The sequence below is a fragment of the Actinomadura sp. CNU-125 genome (genome assembly GCF_001942465.1).
Taxonomy (GTDB): Bacteria; Actinomycetota; Actinomycetes; order Streptosporangiales; family Streptosporangiaceae; genus Spirillospora.
The window spans coordinates 1-17,568 of sequence record NZ_MKJY01000087.1 but is presented as its reverse complement, the minus strand read 5'-3'; the positions used below and the strand labels follow the sequence as shown (position 1 = coordinate 17,568).

Genomic DNA, 17,568 nt, shown 5'->3' with positions numbered 1-17,568 from the left:
GGGGACGCCCGCCAGGGCCGCGCGCCCGCGCGCCGCGCGAGCACCGCGAGGAGCAGGATCCCGGCCACGGTCATCCCGGCCGCGTTCCCGACGCCGAGGACCGCGACGACCCAGCGCCGGTCCACCATCGCCACGAGCGCGACGTCGACGGCCATCACCGTCGCCCAGCCCGCGACGACGGCCGCGGCGGCCGTCCGGCCCCGCTCGCACGCGTACAGGACGCGCTGGCCGATGTGGGCGACGAGGCCGTAGCCGAGCAGGCCGGGCGCGAACGCGAGGACGGCCCGCGCCAGCACCTCCTGCTGGAGCTCGTCGCCGGGGTTGAACACCACGGAGAGCGGCACGGCGACGGCGGCCAGCACGGCCGCGCCCGCGCACGACACCAGCAGCACCGCCCGCGTCGTCGAGGCGGTGATGCGGTCGAACCGCTCCCGCTCGTCCGGGCCGCTGCGCGCCGACAGCATCGGGAACGCGCTGGTGGCGATCGGCACCACCAGGACCGCCCACGGCAGCAGGTAGACCGCCCACGCGTACTGGTAGTTGTTCAGGGCGCCCGGGGTGCCCTTGTAGCTGAGGTGCACCACGAGCAGCGCCGACAGCTGCTGCGCCGCGACGGTGGCGATGCCCGCGATCGCGAGGCGCCGCACGCGCACCGCGACGCCCGGGGGGAACCGGAAGGTGGGCCGCAGCCCGAGCCGCAGGCGCCACGCGGCGATCCCGGCGGTGGCGGCCATCGCGGCGCCGCCGAGCGCGGTGCCGATGGCGAGGGTCAGCTCGGCCGAGCGCGGCAGGTGGGCCAGGTCGTCGACGTAGGCGTGGCCGAGCGGCGCGAACACCAGGTAGCAGCCGATCACGACGACGCTGGACGCCAGCGGCGCGAGGGCGGGCGCGACGAACCGGCGGTGCGACTGCAGGAGCCCGTAGAACACGACCGCGACCCCGTACATCAGCATCTGCGGCGCCATGATCGCGAGCATGGTGGACGCGACGTCGATGATCTGCCCGGCGTCGCAGCCCTGCAGGTCCTCGCGGACGAGCGCGGTGACGATGGGGCGCGACGCCAGCGCCATCAGCGCCGACAGCGGCACCATCAGCACGACGACCCAGGTCAGCAGCGCCGATCCGATGCGGCGCACCTCGTCGCGGTCGCCGCGGTCGACGGCCCCCGCCAGGACGGGCACGACCATGCTGGTCAGCGCGCCGCCCGCGACGATCTCGTAGACGATCAGCGGGAACTGCGTCGAGGTGGAGTACGCCTGCCCGAGGCACGACGTGGTGACCGTCTGCGACAGGGCGTAGGTGCGGCCGAACCCGGCGAGCCGGGACAGCACCGTGATGATCGCGATGACGAGGGCGGCCCCGGCGATGCCGCCGGTCAGCCTGCGCAGGGACGGGGGCATGCTCGGCGTTCTCTGAGGTGGATCACGTTGAGGGGGACGCCTAGACGGCGTCGGCGGCCGCGTCGTCCTCGACGGGGCGCGGCCCGCGGGGGGACGGCCGCGGCGGCGGGCTCGACCGGACGGCGGCCGAGCATGTCGATGCGGTGCAGGACGGGCGTGTCCCGGATGACCTTGGTGAAGCTGACCTTCTCGCTGGCGGCGTTCAGCCCGGCGACGGCGGCGAGGACGGCGAGGTCCGCGGCCGAGGCGGGTCGCGGCCAGCCCGATCGGCGCGCCGGAGGGCGTTGGCGCCGGTGTCGCCGAGCATCGCGCGTTCGCCGAGGTCCTCGGGGAGCAGCGCGGCGGCGGCGCCGACACGGCGGCCACGGGCGACGCCAGCACCAGCGGCGTCCCGGCGATCAGCCCGACCTTGACGGCGCGGCCGGGACGCAGGTCGAACAGGTTCATCAGGTTGGCGCTCCCCGCGACGAGGGCGCCGTTGAGCAGCGTGTCGGCCGCGCGTCCGGCGCGGGACGGCGCCGGGGACCCGGCGATCGCGGCGGCGGCCAGCCCGGTCGCGCCGATCCCGAGGATCTTCACGGCGCCGCTGGTGACCTCGCCGAGCGCGAGGACCGCCGAGGTGGCCCTTGAAGCCGCGGGACGCGCCGGAGCCGGTGAGGTCGTCGTAGCCGCCGAGGACGCCGGAACCGGCGCCCGCGAGCAGCGCGGCGCCCGCACTCCGGCCGCCCGGCCCGGCCCCGAAGCCGGGGGCGAGCAGGCCGCCGGCGACGGCGCCCGCGGCGAACGCGGGGCCTTCGAGCAGGGTGACGGGTTCGCCGCGGTGGTTCGTGCGGCCCCACACCTGCTCGCCGGGGGTGCCGTTCAGGCCCGGCGGGCGGGCGGTCAGCGCCGTGTAGGCGGCGCGGGCCGCGAACAGCGCGAGCGCCGCGCCGGCCGCCGCCCGCAGGATCCGCGCGCCCGCCCGTCCCGCGGTGTCGTCGTCGCCCGCCGCATCCGCCATCAGGTCACCCGCTCTTTCCCGCCGTGGGCGCGGGCGAGGGCAGGTAGCCGCTCACACCGGCGCCCGTCCCGTACTGCCCGGACTCGCCGCTCAGCTCCTTCTGCAGCGCCAGGATCGCCACGACCTGGCCGGAGGCGGTGTCCACGATGTCGACGGCGGAGACCGACTCGGCGGCGTCGGAGTCGCGCAGCGCCGCGATCAGCCCGCCGTCGCTCGCGGCGGTCGGCGGGCCGCCCACGACGGTACCGCTTCCGGCGGCGTCGAGGGCGGACGCCAGCGAGATCAGCGCCTCGTTGTCGTCGTCGCCGCCCTCGTAGGCGTACGCGGCGGACGGGGCGACGACGAGGCGAGGGTCGCGCGGCGGCCCGGCTCGCCGGTCGTGGTGATGTACCCGGCGTCGGTGAATCCGCCGAGGACGGCGCCGGTCGCGGCGTCCTCGCGCCCGGCCTCGGCCGGGTCGGCGGTGACCAGCGCGCTCGCCAGCACGGCGCCCGCCTTGTCGTAGGTGCCGGAGTCCGCGGGGAACTTCACGTCCTCGGCCTTCAGCCGCCCGGCGAGGGCGTCGACGGCGGTGCGCTGGTCGTCGTCCAGGAGCTTCTTCTGGACGGTGACGCGGCCGGTGACGGCGGCGCCGGCGTTCTTCACCAGCTCGCCGACCCGCTCGATGCTGTCGTCGCCCGCGCCGGGCGTCTCGACCAGGACGACCGACTGGCCCTTGAGGCGGTTCTCGACGATCTGCGGGGCGAGCACCCCGGCGAACTGTTCTTCGCCGTTGACCCGGTTCTGCAGGTCGCGCTGCGCCTCCCGGGCCTGCTGGGCGCTGTCGGCGGCGGAGTTGGCCTGCTCGCGCAGGGTCTCGCTCACCGAGTTCGACAGGGTGGTGGAGCCCAGCACGATGCCGAGCGCGAGCGCGAGGAAGATCGCGACGATGGAGACGAGGTGGTATCGGAAATCGATCATCAGGAGAAGAGTCCGGTGAGCCAGAAGACGAAGGCGTGCCAGCGATCGGCCAGCAGCGGGCCGATGACGTCTCCCGCCGGCGACGTGGCGACGGCGGTGACGATGGCGACGAGCGCGCCGAGGACGAGGAACAGCAGCGACCAGGTGGAGATGCGGCTGCGGTAGAGCCTGCTGACGCCCTTGGCGTCGACGAGTTTGCTGCCGACCCGCAGGCGGGTGAGGAACGTGCTCGCCATGCCCGCGCGGCCTTTGTCGAGGAACTCCTCCATGTTGGCGTGGGTGCCGACCGCGACGATGAGGGACGCGCCCTTCTCGTCGGCGAGCAGCATGGCGCAGTCCTCGCTGGTGGCGGTGGCGGGGAAGGTGATGGCGTCCTGGCCGAGCTCCTGCACCCGCGCGAGGCCGGGCGCCCGGCCGTCCCGGTAGGCGTGCACGACGATCTCGGCGCCGCAGGTCAGGGCGTCGTCGGAGACCGAGTCCATGTCTCCGACGATCATGTCGGGGCGGTAGCCGGCCTCCAGCAGCGCGTCGGCGCCCCCGTCGACGCCGATCAGCACCGGCCGGTACTCGCGGATGTAGGGCCGCAGGGTGGCGATGTCCTCGCGGTAGTGGTAGCCGCGGACGACGATCAGCGCGTGCCGTCCGTTCAGCTTCGTCCGCACGTCGGGGACGCCGACGCCGTCGATGAGCAGGTCGCGCTCGCGCTTGACGTACTCCATCGTGTTGGCGACGAACGCCTCGAGCTGGGTGGACAGCCCGGCCTTGGCCTCGACGAGCGCCGCCTCGACGGTCTCGGCGGTCTGCGCCATCCCCTTGGTGACGACCTCGTCGCCGCGGTAGACGGTGCAGTCCTCGACGCGGACCTGCTCGCCCTCCTGCAGCTTCGTGAAGATCTCCGGGCCGACGTCGTCGATCAGCGGGATCCCCGCCTCGACGAGGATCTGCGGGCCTAGGTTGGGGTAGCGGCCGGAGATGCTCGGCGCGACGTTGACGACGGCGCCGACCTGGCACGACACGAGCGCCTCGGCGCTGACCCGGTCGAGGTCGACGTGGTCGATGACGGCGACGTCGCCGGACTGCAGCCGCTTGGTGAGGTTCTTGGTGCGGCGGTCGAGCCGGACGGTGGCGCTGACCCCCTGCCGGCCGTCGTCGCGGCCCCGGCCCAGCGCGAGCACGCGCCGCGGCAGCCGCTGGGCGAGCCCGGCGCGACGCTCGGTGGTGGGTGACGGGTCGTTCATCGCTTGCCATCCTGCCAGAGCACGGGTGCGAACGACGGTAAGGACGACAGTCCGGGCGTGTCCGTTCCCGTACCCTCTGTAGTTTTTGGGGGCCTGTCGGGGCGCGTGGCGCACCCCTGATTCGTATGACGCCGGGCGGGACGTCCGGGTTCGATCACCGTTCGATCACCGTTCGTCTCGGTCACCGTTCGCCGGTCACCGTTCGTCCGCGGCCATGGCGAGGAGCTCCTCGGCGTGGGCGCGGCCGAGCTCGGAGTCCTCCAGCCCGGCGAGCATCCGCGACAGCTCCCGCACCCGGCCCTCGCGGTCGAGGGCGGTGACGCCGCTGCTGGTGACGGTGCCGTCGTCGGACTTCTCCACCAGCAGGTGCTGGTCGGCGAACGCGGCGACCTGCGGCAGGTGCGTGACGACTATCACCTGCGCGTTGCGGGCGAGGCGGGCCAGCCGCCGCCCGATCTCCACGGCCGCCTTGCCGCCGACGCCCGCGTCGACCTCGTCGAACACGAACGTGGGCACCGGGTCGGCGCCCGCGAACACGACCTCGATCGCCAGCATGACGCGCGACAGCTCGCCGCCCGAGGCGCCCTTGTGCAGCGGCAGCGGCTTCGCGCCCGGGTGCGGCGCGAGCCGCACCTCGACCTCGTCGACGCCCTGCGGCCCGTAGTCGTCGCCGGAGCCACCGTCACCTCGACGCGGGCGTGCGGCATGGCGAGCGCCGTCAGCTCGTCGGTGACGGCGGCGGAGAACCGCTCGGCGGCCCGGGTGCGGACGGCGGTCAGCTCGCCGGCCTCGGCGGTGAGCCGCTCGGTCAGCTCGGCGTGCTCGGCCGTCAGCTCCTCGATCCGCTCGTCGTCGCCCTCCAGCTCGGTGAGCCGCACCGCCGACCGCCGCGACCACTCCAGCACGTCGGCGAGCGTCTCCCCGTACTTGCGGGTCAGCGCCGTCAGCTCGGCGCGCCGTTCCTGGACGACCGCGAGCCGCGCCGGGTCGGCGTCCACGGACTCGGCGTAGGCGGCCAGGTCGGCGGCGACGTCGGAGATCAGGTAGCCGGCCTCGGCGAGCCGGTCGGCGAGCGCCGCCAGCTCCGGGTCGTGGTCGCGGACGGCGTCCAGCGCGTTGCGGGCCTGCCCGAGCAGGCTCGTGACGTTCGCGGCCTCGAACGCCGCCGCCGGGTCGCCCAGCAGCGACTCGTGGGCGGTGTCGGCGGCGCCGCGCAGCGCGTCGGCGTGCCCGAGCCGCTCCTCCTCGGCGGCCAGCTCGACGTCCTCGCCGTCGCGCGGGTCGACCTTCTCGATCTCCTCCAGGCCGAACCGCAGCAGCTCGGCCTCCTGCTCGCGCTCCCGCGCCCGGGTGGTGATCTCCTCCAGCAGCGCCGCGACCTTCCGGTGCCGCTGGTAGGTCTTGGTGTAGGCGCGCATCGGCTTGGTGAGCGCCCCGCCCGCGTACCGGTCGAGGGCGGCGCGCTGCCGCGCGGCCGCCAGCAGCCGCTGCTGGTCGGACTGGCCGTGCACGGCGACGAGGTCGTCGGCGAGGTTGATCAGCAGGCTGACCGGGACGGACCGGCCGCCCAGGAACGCCCGGGAGCGGCCCTCGGCCGACACCGACCGGGTGACGATCAGCGCGCCGTCGTCCAGCTCGCCGCCCGCCTCCTCGACCCGGTCGACCACGCGGCCGCCGGGATCGACCACGATCCGGCCCTCGACGGTGGCGCGCCCGGCGCCCGGCCGGACCCGCTGGGGGTCGGCCCGGCCGCCGAACATCAGCCCCAGGCTCGTGACCACCATCGTCTTGCCCGCCCCGGTCTCCCCCGTGACGACGTTGAATCCGGGCGACAGATCGAGCACGGCCTCGTCGATCACCCCGAGGCCCTGAATCCGCACCTCATCGACCATCGGACGCACCAGCGTCACAACCCTCCGCAAACGATTCCCCGATCGGCGCCTGTGGAGATTATCCCTTCTGCTCCCCTGCCGCCTCCCCGCCCGCGTCCGCCGGCCCGTCCGGACGGCCGGCGCCGGCGCGTCGCCGGACGCGTCCGGCGTGCCGTCGCCGCGCCCGTCCGGCACCCGCATGACCTGCCGGTCCTCGGTCGGGGGCGTCGGATGCATGGGCTGCCGGACGCGCCCGCGCCAGCCCGTCACCGGCAGCCCGAACTTGGTGACCAGCCGGTCGGTGAAGGGGGTGAGGTGGAGCCGCGCGAGCCGTACCGGCGCGGCGCCGCGACGCACCTCCACCCGCGCTCCCGGCGGCAGATCGAGCGTGCGGCGCCCGTCGCACCACAGGACCGCGCCGGGCGTGTCGGCGAGGACCTCCACGGCGACCGACGAGCGCGGCGACACCACCAGCGGACGGGCGAACAGCGAGTGCGCGCTGATCGGCACGACGAGCATCGCCTCGACCTCCGGCCACACCACGGGCCCGCCCGCCGAGAAAGCGTACGCCGTCGACCCGGTGGGTGTGGCGCATACCACTCCGTCGCAGCCCCAGTTCGACAGCGGGCGGCCGTCGATCTCGGCGACGACCTCCAGCATCCGCTCCCGCTCCGACTTTTCGATGCTGGCCTCGTTCAGCGCCCATGTGGTGCCCATCACGGTGCCGTTGCGGCGGACGACGACGTCGATCGTCATCCGCTCCTCGACCTCGTACTGGCGGGTGCACACCCGGTCGACGGTGGCGGCGAGGTCCTCGCGCTCGGCCTCGGCGAGGAAGCCCACGTGCCCGAGGTTGACGCCCAGCAGCGGCGTCCCGGACGCGCGCGTCAGATCGGCGGCGCGCAGCAGCGTCCCGTCCCCGCCGAGCACCACCACGACCTCGGCGCCTGTCGGCGGCGGCCGCGGCGACCGGCATGACGACCACGCCCGGGCAGCCGATGTCGTCGGCCTCGTCCGCCAGCACCCGCACCGTGATGCCGGCCGCCGACAGCCGCTCGATCACCAGCTGGGCGCTGCGGACGGCCTCGGGCCGTCCGGTGTGCGCCACGACCAGCACCGACCTCGTGCTCATGCTCTCGCCCCACTCCCAGCCGCACCGAGATGTTCCGACGTGTTGACGAACGTGTCCGTACCCGGCGTTCCCAAATCGGCGTTCCGTCCCGTTTCCGGGACGTTCCGCACGGCCCGGACGCTCACTGCGGCCCCTCCGCGACGGCCTTGGCGAGCGCGTCCTCGTCCAGGGCGGGGGCGCCCGCGCGCAGCCACAGGAAGTACTCGACGTTCCCGGACGGGCCGGGCAGCGGGCTCGCGGTCACGCCGCGCACCCCCAGCCCGAGCGTCGCCGCGTGCCCGGCGACGCCGCGCACCGCCTCGGCGCGCAGTTCCGGATCGCGCACGACGCCGCCCGCGCCGACGCGGTCCTTGCCGACCTCGAACTGCGGCTTCACCATGACGGCGTAGTCGGCGTCGGGCGCCGCGCAGCGCCGCACGGGCCCCAGGACCAGCTTGAGGGAGATGAACGACAGGTCGCCGACCACGAGGCCGGGCGGCGGCCCGTCCCCCAGCATCTCCGGTTCCAGCTCGCGGATGTTGACCCGTTCGAGCACGGTGACGCGGTCGTCGGTCCGCAGCGACCACGCGATCTGCCCGTACCCGACGTCCACGGCGAACACGTGCGCGGCGCCCGCGCGCAGCAGCACGTCGGTGAATCCGCCGGTGGAGGCGCCGGCGTCCAGGCAGCGGCGGCCCGCGACCGGCAGGCCGGGGAACGCACCAGCGCGCCGGCGAGCTTGTGCCCGCCGCGCGAGACGTATTCGGGCCCGGTGTCGGCCTCGGCCACCACGATCGCGGCCCCCGCCTGCACCTGCGTCGCGGCCTTGGTCGCGCGCTGCCCGCCCACCCGGACCCGCCCGTCGGCGATGAGCTGCGACGCGTGCTCCCGCGACGGGCGAGCTCGCGCCGCACCAGCTCGGCGTCCAGCCGCCGGCGAGCGCTCATGCCCGGGGGCGCAGCGCGTCGGGGAACGCGGCCCGGGGGCGCGGCGGCACCGGGTGCCCGGCGTCGGCCGTCCCGCCGTCGTCCTGGGTGCTCTCCGCGGAGATGAGCAGCTCCTGGAGGCTCCGGTGGACGTCCTCGAAGATCTCCACGTGCTCGGGAACGGGCCGTCCGGCCAGGTCGGCGAGCCGGGCGAGGACGGCGTCCACGCGCGGGTCGCCGGTGGGCTCGGGCGGCGGCGCCGCCGGGAACTCCGGCTCCCGCGGAGCCTCCGCCACGGGCGCGGCCTCCGCGGCCTCGTCGGACATCACCTTTACCTCCCTGCAACTTCCCGGACGCGCCGCGAGTGGCCCCGGGCTCGGTCAGAACGCTACCGTCCAACTGACAGATCGGCGTCGACGGAAGCGGGGAACGGCCTCACCATGGCGAACGAGGAGGACTGCCGGGCGGCGCTGGACAAGATCGTCGCACGCCTCGCGGAGGTGGACGCCGACCGGCTCGCCGAGCACGCCGTCGAGCGGACGATCAGCTGCCGCGTCCCCGACCTCGGCGTGGCCTACCGCACCCGCCTGCACGCCGACGGCCTCGATCCCGTCCGGCCCGACGACGACCCGGCGTCCGCCCAGGTCCGGCTGACGGTCGGCAGCGACGACCTCGTCGCGCTCGCCGACGACGAGCTGAGCCCGGCGAAGGCGTGGGCGAGCGGCCGCCTCAAGATCGAGGCGGGCCTCGGCGACCTGTTCCGCCTCCGCAAACTCCTCTAGCCCGGCAGGCCGATCGCGCGCAGCGCCCCGGCCAGGGGCCCGGCGGGCGGCGGTTCCGCGGCGCTCCAGGCGGACGCCGCCAGCGCGCGGAGCCCGTCGTGGGCGTCGCCGGAGCCGGTCACGGCGAACGCGTCGCCGTCCCGCCGCACCGTCCAGCCGCCGCAGCGGTGCCCCTCGGCGGACGCCGCGACCTCCGGATGCGGGACGAGCAGACCCGTCAGGTCGGGCGCGAGGTAGGACGGGCGGCGGTTCGGCGGCGCGGTCAGGACGCCGAGCGGATCGGTCACCCCGGTGAACACCAGCAGGCTGTCGGCGCCGCCGTTGTACGCGCCCTCGATGTCGGTGTCGAGCCGGTCGCCCACGACGAGGGGACGGCGCGCGCCCGTCCGCCGGATCGACTCGCGGTGCAGCGGCAGTTCCGGTTTGCCCGTGACGATCGGCGCGACGCCGGTGGCGCCCTCGATCACCCGCAGCAGCGACCCGTTCCCCGGATGCGGCGGCCCGTCGCCGCCCGGGATCGTCAGGTCGCCGTTCGAGCCGACGAACAGCGCGCCGCGCGCGACGGCCTGCCCGCCCTGCGAGAGCAGCCCGTACCCGAGCCCCGGGTCGTAGCCCTGCGCCACCGCCGCCGTCCGCTCCGACGCGACCGACACCGGGCGCAGGCCCTCGCCGTACAGGGCGTGCCGCAGCCCCGTCCCGCCGACGACCAGCACCTCGGCCCCGGCCGGGAGACGCTCGGCCAGCAGCCGCGCCGCCGCCTGCGCCGACGTCACCACGTCGGCCGGCTCGGCGGGCACCCCGACCTCGGTGAGCAGCGCCGCCACCGCCGACGGCGTCCGCGAGGCGTTGTTGGTGACGAACGCCGCGCGCTGCCCCGCCGCACGGGCCTTCGCCACCGACTCCGCCGCCGCCGGGACGGGCCGCCTGCCGATGTAGACGACGCCGTCCAGGTCGAGCAGGGCGACGTCGTACGCCTCGCACAGAGGACGGTCACTGCCCTTCATCGCGCTCCCTCCGATCGCACACCGGCACGATCGTACGGGCCGCCGGCTACCGGCCGGTAGCCTGCGGCGGGCGCCGCATCACCGGCGCGACCGGAGCGTCGCCCTGACGTGCCGCAACTCCCGCTGGTAGTCCTTGTTCCCCGGCCGCATCGCCGCCGCGAGCGCCAGCTGCTGCACCGCGCCCTCGAAGTCGCCCATCCGGCTGAGCGACAGCCCGAGCCCGAACCGCGCGTAGTCCTCCGCGGGCTCCTCCTCGACGATGCTCTGGAAACTCTCCGCCGCCGCACCGAACTGCCGCGTCCCGAACTGCGCCCGTCCCAGCGCCTCCCGGATGCTGTGCGACCCCGGCTCGGCCTCGGCCGCCCGCGCCAGCAGCTGCAGCGCCGCCCCCGCACTGCCCGCCCGCAGCAGCTCCAGCCCGCGCGTGTACCACTCGTAGACGCCGCCCGCCGGGGCGGCGGGATCTTCGCCGGGGGAATCGTCCGGCCTGCCCGGTCCTTGAACACTCACGTGGACCTCCCCTCGCACATACGCCTCTTTGAACGTACCCACTCGAAGGCCGGCCGCCTCCCGGCGATTACCATGCGATCGGTGGACGGCACCGCGAACGGACTTCCGGGCATCCCCGCCGACATCGGACCCGAGGAGTTCAGCGCCCGCGTCTTCGGCTCGGCGGGGTTCGCCGCCGGCCCGCCCGGCGGCGGCCTCGAACTCGCGCCGTTCCGGGGCGTCCGGTTCGTCCCCGAGATCGCCGGTGACCTCGCGACCGTCACCACCCCGCCGTACGACCTGATCGACGACGCGGCCGTCCGGCGGCTGCTCGCGAGCGGCGGGCACAACATCGTCCGGCTCAACATGCCGCGCGCCGCCGGGGAGAGCTACGCCGACGCCGGACGCACCCTCCGCCGCTGGCTCGACGACGGCGCCCTCGCGATCGACCCCGAACCCGCCCTGTACGTCTACGAGGCGTCCCGCGACGGGACGGTCCTGCAGCGCGGCCTCATCGGCGGCCTCGGCCTCCGCGCGGAGGCCGACCGGGTCGTGCTCCCGCACGAGAACGTCTTCCCCGGCCCCGTCCGCGACCGCCTCGCCCTGATGGAGGCGACCGGCGCCAACCTGGAACCGATCTTCCTCGTCTACGAGGGCGGCGAAGACGCCGCTCCGGATCGTCGACGACGCGGCCGCCGCCGACCCGCTGGTCGAACTCGCCGCCGACGACGGCCGCACGCACCGGCTGTGGCGCGTCACCGACCCGTCCCTGCACGGCCGCGTCGCCGCCGACCTGCGCGGGCGCGGCGCCCTCATCGCCGACGGCCACCACCGCTACGCCACCTTACCGGCGCCCTGCAGGCCCGCCACCGCGCCGCCGGCCACGGGCCCGGCCCGTGGGACCGCGGCCTGGCCCTGCTCGTCGACTCCACCCGCTACCCCCCGCACCTGGGCGCCATCCACCGCGTCCTGCCCGGCCTGCGGCCCGGCGACGCCGCCGAACGGCCCGCGATCCTTCCGCGTGACCGCCCTGCCGGACGAGGCCGCCGCCGTCCGCGCCCTCGCCGCCGCCCGCGCGCCCCGCGTTCCTGCTCGGCGGCGGCGACGTCCCGTACCTGCTCACCGACCCCGACCCGGCCGCACTCGCCCGCGTCATGCCGTCCGACCACTCGCCGCAGTGGCGCCGCCTCGACACCGCCGTCCTCGACCACCTGCTGATCGAGGACGCCTGGAAGGTGCCGGCGAACGAGAACGCGATCGAGGTCGTGCACGACGACCCGTCCGCCGCGATCGACCGCGCCCGCCGGACGGGCGGCACCGCGGTCGTCCTCGCCCCGCTGCGCGTCGAGGACGTCCTCGCCGTCGCCGACCGGGGCGAACGCGTGCCCCGCAAGTCGACCTCGTTCGGCCCGAAGCCCCGCACCGGCCTCGTCCTGCGCCTCCTGGAAACGGAGACATGACGGACGCGGCCGGGAGCGGTGATCGCGGAGAGAACTGGCCAACGGCGCCGGTCGGAGGCGATGATCGACCGATGGACGACACCACGACCACGATCACGCCGCTCGGCGGCGACGTGTACGAGATAGACACGCGGATGGCGGGCTACAGCGGCATCACCGCCGGATACCTCATCCTCGGCGACCGGCCGTGCCTGGTGGAGCCCGGGACGTCCGGTTCCGCCCCGGTCGTCGAGGCGGCGCTGCGCGAACTGGGCGTGGGGGCGGACGACCTCGCGACCGTCGTCGTCACGCACATCCACCTCGACCACGCGGGCGGCGTCGGCGACATCGCCCGCATGTACCCGCGCGCCGAGGTCGTCGTCCACGAGAAGGGCGCCCGCCATCTGGCGGACCCGTCGCGGCTCATGCGCAGCGCCCGGATGGTGTACGGCGACAGCCTCGACACCCTGTTCGGCGAGCTGAAGCCGACGGACGCCGCGCGCATCCGCGCCGTCGAGGAAACCGGGACGATCGACCTCGGCGGCGGGCGGCGCCTCGAATCGCACTACTCCCCCGGCCACGCCAAGCACCACGTCGGGCTGATGGACTCCCAGACCGGCGACCTGTACGTCGCGACGCCGCGGGCGTCTACATTCCCGAGACCGCCGACGTTCGCCCCGCGACGCCGCCGCCGGACTTCGACCTCGACACCACGCTGGCGTCCCTCGGCAAGTTCCGGGCGCTGGGCCCGCAGCGGCTCCTGTTCGCGCACTACGGGCCCGTCACCGAGGTCGAGGACACGCTGGAACGCTCCGCCGAGGAGCTGCGCGTCTGGGTCGACCACGTCAAGGACGCCAAGGAGCAGGGCCTCGACCTCGACCACGCCGTCGCGATGGTCGTCGAACGCACCCGCGACCGCTACGCGGTGTCCCGTCCGGACGGCGACCCGGAACTCGCCGCCAAGTACGAGGTGCTCAGCAGCGCCGAGAGCAACGTCGCCGGGATCATGCACGCCCTCGACCGGCACGCGTGAGCCGTCAGCGGCGGAACGGGCCGGTGACCTCGTAGGTCCGCCCGTCCGTTCCGCCGATGAACCCGCTCTCGCCGCGCTGCGACGAGAAGTACAGGCGCGACCCGTCCGGGCTGAACGCCGGGCCGGTGATCTCCGACTCCGCGTGCCCGGCGACGCGCAGCACCGGCGCCACGATCCCGTCCGGCGTGATGATGTTGATCTCCATGTTGCCGCCGTCCTCGGCCACGTACAGGTCTCCGGACGACGCCGCCGTCACGTTGTCGACGCCCGTCAGCGGCGCTTCGCCGCTCACCAGGTCGTCGTCGTAGGCGATCTCGAGCCGCTCGGTGGCCGCCCGGTACGCCCACACCCGTCCGTCGCCCTTCGTCGTGAAGTAGCAGGTGCCGCCCGAGTAGTAGCAGCCCTCACCGCCGTCGAACCGCATCGCGCCCTCGACCTGGTCGCGCGTCGGCGTCCACCAGAACTCCGGCCGCGGCACGTCCGCCCACCGGACGGCCCCGGGGCCCGAGCCGACGAGCACCTGCAGCGTCCCGGCCGACAGGTCGCCCCACGTCTCGGGGACGAACCGGTAGAAACAGCCGTCCCCTTGGTCCTCGGTGAGATAGACGACGCGCCGCTCCGGGTCGCACGCCGCGGCCTCGTGCTTGAACCGCCCCATCGCGGGCCGCGCGACGGCGTCGTCCTCCCCGCGCGGATCGGTCTCGAACACCAGCCCCCAGTCGTGCTCCTCGCACGACAGCCACGTGTTCCACGGCGTCCCGCCGCCCGCGCAGTTCAGCGTGGTCCCGTTCAGGATCCGGTACGCCGATGTCACGCCGCCGGACGCGTCGAACCGCACGGCCGACGCCCCGCCCACGACCGGCACCTCCGAGTTGCTCACGTAGATCCAGCCGTCCCCGTCGGGGAAGCACGCGCCCCCGTCCGGCGCCGGATGCCACGTGTACCGCGTCCCCTCGACCCGCTGAAGCGAGCGCGCCACGACCCGGCTGCCGAACCCGTCCGGAAGGTGCAGCCCGTTCGCGTCCGCCGCCCGGAGCGGCCCGTACGGACTCGGGCCCGGCTGCGCGGGCCCGTCGGCGACGCCCGGCGCCACAGCGCCCCCGGCAGCGCGGCCGCACCGCCGGCCACCGCCGCGGCGTACAGGAACTTGCGTCGGTCAAGGGACATGATGCTCCCCAAGAGATCGGAAACGCCGGGAACATATCCCGGCAAATCCCCCCGAACGGCAACGATCCCGTGACTATCGAATGAAAGATCACGCCCGTCAATACCAACGAGCCACTCGACGTTCGTCCCTTACCGAAACCCCCGCTGGCGGGTTCCTGCGAAGTCGGTGGTCAAGGGCGGGAAGCACGGGCCCCGGCCGCTGGGGCTCGCGCTTCCCATGCTGGACACGGCCGACCCGCACTGTGGACGTCACAACAGGCACGTCACCGTGCGGCCGGTCCGAACTCCGGCAGTCTCCCCTTCGGATCAAGGACGACCGACCAAGGGCAACCGGCCACGGGTGGCCGACGCCAGAGTGACCGGCCAGGGGTAACCCACCAGGGAGCGACCGACCGGAGGTGACCCATCAACTGGACCACCAGTGGGTGACAGCGCGTGGTGACGGCGGGGATGTACTACCGGGAAAGTGGACGCAAGAGCGTGCTGGGGTTGCAGCCGGTCCTTGGAGACGAGGGAGCGGTCCCGGCGAAGCGCCCAGGCGGCCGAGCGGCTAACCGCCGAGGCCGTGCGGCCCGGTCGCCCCGGCCGCCGCGCACCCTCTCCCACACGGCCGCCGAACTCACCGACTCCGCCGAGGCACGGCGTATCCACCCCGTGATCGACACCGCTTCGGCCGCGCACGCAACGGCGCCGCGCGTACGGCGCCGCACGTCGGTCGACCGGGATCGACGCGCCGTGCACCGGCCGATCACGATCGAGCGCGCCTGCAACATCCGTCCAAGCCCACGCCTCCGGCACACCACGCGCACCTAGCCAGGCCGATAATCCCGCCACGCCGGGCAAGCCCGCCCCGACTTGCCGCGCCCGGCACGCCCTCAACGCCGCCCAGGCCCGTCCGTCGGGGGAACACACGGTAGACCCGGCACCCTCACCACGCGGGGCACGCCCGAATATGCACTCCGACCGAAACCCGAAACCGTTTCGGCCGCAGTCAGGAGACCGTCCAGGCCAAAGCGGGCCGATTCGGGTTCCCCATTCGCGGCGTAACGTCGACAAGCGTCAAGTCGTGCTGTTTCGGTCGCCGCGCCGACCGAAACAAGGCCGACCCGGCACGTGCGCGCCCGTACTGCCCGCATCGGTGACTAACGCACCGCGAGCCCGTCCGCCGGGTTACTCCTCGTGCTCGGGCCGGTCCTCTCCCGACGGCTCCTCCTCGGACTCGCCCTCGGCGCGTACATCACCGGGGTGTTCCGGTTCGAGGAACACGGCAGCCGCCTGCGGCACGTTCTCGTCCGGCGTCGTCGTCTTCTCCGGAGAGGCGGGCTTAAACGCGATGTCGGTCGGGGCCGCGATCTCGATCGCGATCTCGGCCTCGGCCCCGGGCTCAACCTCGGACTCGGACTCGACCTCAGGCTCGGCCTCGGACGTCTCAACGTCCGAGCCCTCCTCGGTGTCGACGATGTGGAGGCCGTCCAGCTCGGCGTACCGCTCGGCCGCGTCGGTTTCCCCGTCCCTGTCAGCCGCCGCCGACCGGGCGAACCACTCGATGGCCTCTTCGGCACGTTCCGCCTAGGGCCAAGGCGTCCGCGTAAGCGTAGAACAACCGCGCCGACCAGGGCCGCAGCCGCCGGTCCCGCAACTCCGGGATCTGCAGCGCGACCACGGCCGCGTCGTACTGCCCCAGGTCGCGCCTGACGCCCGACTCGACGATCCGCAACTCGATGCGGCTCATCGGGTCGAGCCGTTCGGCTTCCGGTGACTTGACCAGGTCGAGCGCCCGTTCGGGACGTCCGAGCCCGCGCTCGCAGTCCACCATCACGGGCAGGTACGAGTCGTCACCGGCGCCGAGCCGCCGCGCGGCCCGCAGTTCGGCGAGCGCCTCCGACCACTCTCCCGCGTGGTATGCGGCGATCCCAGCGGCCTCCCGGACGATCCCGACCCGGGACGCCAGCCGCCGTGCGGCCCGCGCGTGCCGGTAGGCCAGCTCGGGATCGTCCTCCGCGAGCCTTCCCGCCACCACGAGGTGGCGCGCCACCCGGCCCGCGAGGTCCTTCGGGAGGCTCCGCAGTCCGAGACGCGCATCCGCGTCCAGCTCCTCGCCCGTGACGTCGTCCGGCAACACCGGGTCGTCGTGCGCCGGAGCGGGCTTCTCACGCTCGATGCGCTCCCGCGGTGGTCTCCTGTCCGAGTCCTGCGAGCGCCCAGGGCCCCGCCCCTTGAACGTCCTGTCGCGGTCGCCGGAACGACCGTCCCGCTGGAACTTCCCGGGCCGCCGCTCATCGCGCAACCCCCGCCGATCACGATCCTGGAACCGTCGTTCCCCCTGGCCGCCGGCGCGCGGTCCCCGCGCGTCGCGTCCCTCGCCGTCGCGAGTCGTTCACGCCGTTCACCCGGCCGACCGCCGAACTTGCCGTCACGCCGAGGGCCGCTCTGCTTACCGCGGGGGCCACCCGGACGATCGTCCCGGTCGAACCTTCCCGGACGCCGCTCGCCCCGACCTTCGCCCGAGCCGGGTCGCCGATCCTCGGAACGCTTGAACGGACGGTCGGAACGACGATCATCCCGATCCTTCGGGCCCGCCCCGGGGCGCCGGTCACCCGAGCCCTTGTACGGACGATCGGGACGCTGCTCGTCCCGACTCCTCGGGCCCGATCCAGGCCGCCGGTCACCCGAACCCTTGTACGGACGACCGGAACGCTGCTCGTCCCGATCCCTCGGGCCGGCGCCTCCACTAGGCCGGTCACCGGAACGCTTGTACGGACGATCCGGCCGACGTTCCTCACGATCCCCGCGAGCCGCACCGGGACGCCCCCGTCCCTGCTGCGGCTTCCCGGACCGGGCACCGCCGGGCCCTCCACGCGCGCTTCCCCCGCGACGGCCAGGCGTGTTCCGCCCCCCGTTGTTCCCCCGCCGCCCGCGGTTGTCGTCGCTGCGGCCGTCCTCTTCCGCGCTCATCACGTCCGTCACTGTTCTTGATGGTGGTCCTGTTGACCCTTACAGCCTACTTTGGCGAGGCCGGACATGCGTCGAGGGCCGCCCCACTAACAGGGCGACCCTCGACATAAAGAAAGGTCCGGCGGCGTCCTACTCTCCCACACAGTCTCCCATGCAGTACCATCGGCGCTGAGAGGCTTAACTACCGGGTTCG

Annotated in this window: 11 protein-coding genes, 1 rRNA gene and 7 pseudogenes; 6 read left to right on the top strand and 13 right to left on the bottom strand. The window is 74.3% G+C overall.

What is annotated here, in order from left to right:
- The 6 genes and pseudogenes from murJ to BJF79_RS11585 form a co-directional block, all read right to left on the bottom strand.
- Nucleotides 1-1,400: murein biosynthesis integral membrane protein MurJ (gene murJ / locus BJF79_RS11610; RefSeq protein WP_262401871.1), on the bottom strand; the 1,400-nt coding region annotated here is incomplete at its 3' end.
- A 202-nt stretch (nucleotides 1,401-1,602) separates the two neighbouring features.
- Nucleotides 1,603-2,400 (bottom strand): hypothetical protein, encoded by a 798-nt coding sequence (locus tag BJF79_RS11605; protein WP_075896972.1) that lies wholly within the window; start codon nucleotides 2,398-2,400, stop codon nucleotides 1,603-1,605.
- Nucleotides 2,401-2,404: 4 nt separating this feature from the next.
- Nucleotides 2,405-3,360 (bottom strand): annotated as a pseudogene (locus BJF79_RS11600) (copper transporter).
- A complete protein-coding gene (gene steA / locus BJF79_RS11595; RefSeq protein ID WP_083733350.1) occupies nucleotides 3,360-4,598 on the bottom strand; it encodes a putative cytokinetic ring protein SteA in 1,239 nt (412 codons plus the stop codon). Before steA ends, BJF79_RS11600 begins: the two are co-directional and overlap by 1 nt.
- Nucleotides 4,599-4,793: 195 nt before the next feature.
- A pseudogene (recN, locus tag BJF79_RS11590) lies at nucleotides 4,794-6,490 on the bottom strand (DNA repair protein RecN).
- A 228-nt stretch (nucleotides 6,491-6,718) separates the two neighbouring features.
- Nucleotides 6,719-7,493, bottom strand: a pseudogene (locus BJF79_RS11585) (NAD kinase); the annotation flags it as partial.
- Here BJF79_RS11585 and BJF79_RS59440 point away from each other — a divergent pair.
- Nucleotides 7,444-7,647: a hypothetical protein gene (locus tag BJF79_RS59440; RefSeq protein WP_262401872.1), complete on the top strand. Its 204-nt coding sequence runs from the start codon at nucleotides 7,444-7,446 to the stop codon at nucleotides 7,645-7,647. The pseudogene BJF79_RS11585 and the gene BJF79_RS59440 sit on opposite strands and share 50 nt — an antisense overlap.
- Before the next feature lie 75 nt (nucleotides 7,648-7,722).
- On the opposite strand, the pseudogene BJF79_RS11580 reads toward BJF79_RS59440, so the two are convergent.
- Both BJF79_RS11580 and BJF79_RS11575 read right to left on the bottom strand, forming a co-directional pair.
- Nucleotides 7,723-8,527: pseudogene (locus BJF79_RS11580) on the bottom strand (TlyA family RNA methyltransferase).
- Entirely contained in the window at nucleotides 8,524-8,832 is a 309-nt protein-coding gene (locus BJF79_RS11575; RefSeq protein ID WP_075896970.1) for a hypothetical protein, read from the bottom strand. The pseudogene BJF79_RS11580 and the gene BJF79_RS11575 overlap by 4 nt, the downstream one beginning before the upstream one ends.
- Nucleotides 8,833-8,946: 114 nt before the next feature.
- On the opposite strand from BJF79_RS11575, the gene BJF79_RS11570 reads away from it, so the two are divergent.
- Nucleotides 8,947-9,288, top strand: coding sequence for an SCP2 sterol-binding domain-containing protein (locus BJF79_RS11570; RefSeq protein ID WP_075896968.1), 342 nt, complete (start codon nucleotides 8,947-8,949; stop codon nucleotides 9,286-9,288).
- On the opposite strand, the gene BJF79_RS11565 is transcribed toward BJF79_RS11570, so the two are convergent.
- Both BJF79_RS11565 and BJF79_RS11560 read right to left on the bottom strand, forming a co-directional pair.
- Nucleotides 9,285-10,292, bottom strand: a complete 1,008-nt coding sequence (locus tag BJF79_RS11565; RefSeq protein WP_075896966.1) for an HAD-IIA family hydrolase — start codon at nucleotides 10,290-10,292, stop codon at nucleotides 9,285-9,287. The two genes, BJF79_RS11570 and BJF79_RS11565, sit on opposite strands and share 4 nt — an antisense overlap.
- 78 nt (nucleotides 10,293-10,370) lie before the next feature.
- The gene (locus BJF79_RS11560; RefSeq protein WP_075896974.1) at nucleotides 10,371-10,802 is read right to left on the bottom strand and encodes a tetratricopeptide repeat protein; all 432 of its coding nucleotides are present in this window, start codon (nucleotides 10,800-10,802) and stop codon (nucleotides 10,371-10,373) included.
- Nucleotides 10,803-10,874: 72 nt separating this feature from the next.
- Here BJF79_RS11560 and BJF79_RS59435 point away from each other — a divergent pair.
- From BJF79_RS59435 to BJF79_RS11550, 4 genes and pseudogenes are all read left to right on the top strand, one after another.
- A pseudogene (locus BJF79_RS59435) lies at nucleotides 10,875-11,384 on the top strand (DUF1015 family protein); the annotation flags it as partial.
- A 73-nt stretch (nucleotides 11,385-11,457) separates the two neighbouring features.
- A pseudogene (locus BJF79_RS59430) lies at nucleotides 11,458-11,565 on the top strand (hypothetical protein); the annotation flags it as partial.
- Nucleotides 11,566-11,935: 370 nt separating this feature from the next.
- Nucleotides 11,936-12,241 carry a hypothetical protein gene (locus tag BJF79_RS59425; protein ID WP_262401870.1) on the top strand — a complete coding sequence of 102 codons (306 nt, stop codon included), beginning with the start codon at nucleotides 11,936-11,938 and terminating at the stop codon, nucleotides 12,239-12,241.
- 71 nt (nucleotides 12,242-12,312) lie between these two features.
- A pseudogene (locus tag BJF79_RS11550) lies at nucleotides 12,313-13,253 on the top strand (MBL fold metallo-hydrolase).
- Nucleotides 13,254-13,257: 4 nt separating this feature from the next.
- Here BJF79_RS11550 and BJF79_RS11545 read toward each other — a convergent pair.
- From BJF79_RS11545 to rrf, 3 genes are all read right to left on the bottom strand, one after another.
- Nucleotides 13,258-14,346: a PhoX family protein gene (locus BJF79_RS11545; RefSeq protein WP_262401869.1), complete on the bottom strand. Its 1,089-nt coding sequence runs from the start codon at nucleotides 14,344-14,346 to the stop codon at nucleotides 13,258-13,260.
- 1,590 nt (nucleotides 14,347-15,936) lie between these two features.
- Nucleotides 15,937-16,539: a hypothetical protein gene (locus tag BJF79_RS11540; protein WP_262401868.1), complete on the bottom strand. Its 603-nt coding sequence runs from the start codon at nucleotides 16,537-16,539 to the stop codon at nucleotides 15,937-15,939.
- 952 nt (nucleotides 16,540-17,491) lie between these two features.
- Nucleotides 17,492-17,568 (bottom strand): 5S ribosomal RNA (gene rrf, locus BJF79_RS11535); the annotation flags it as partial.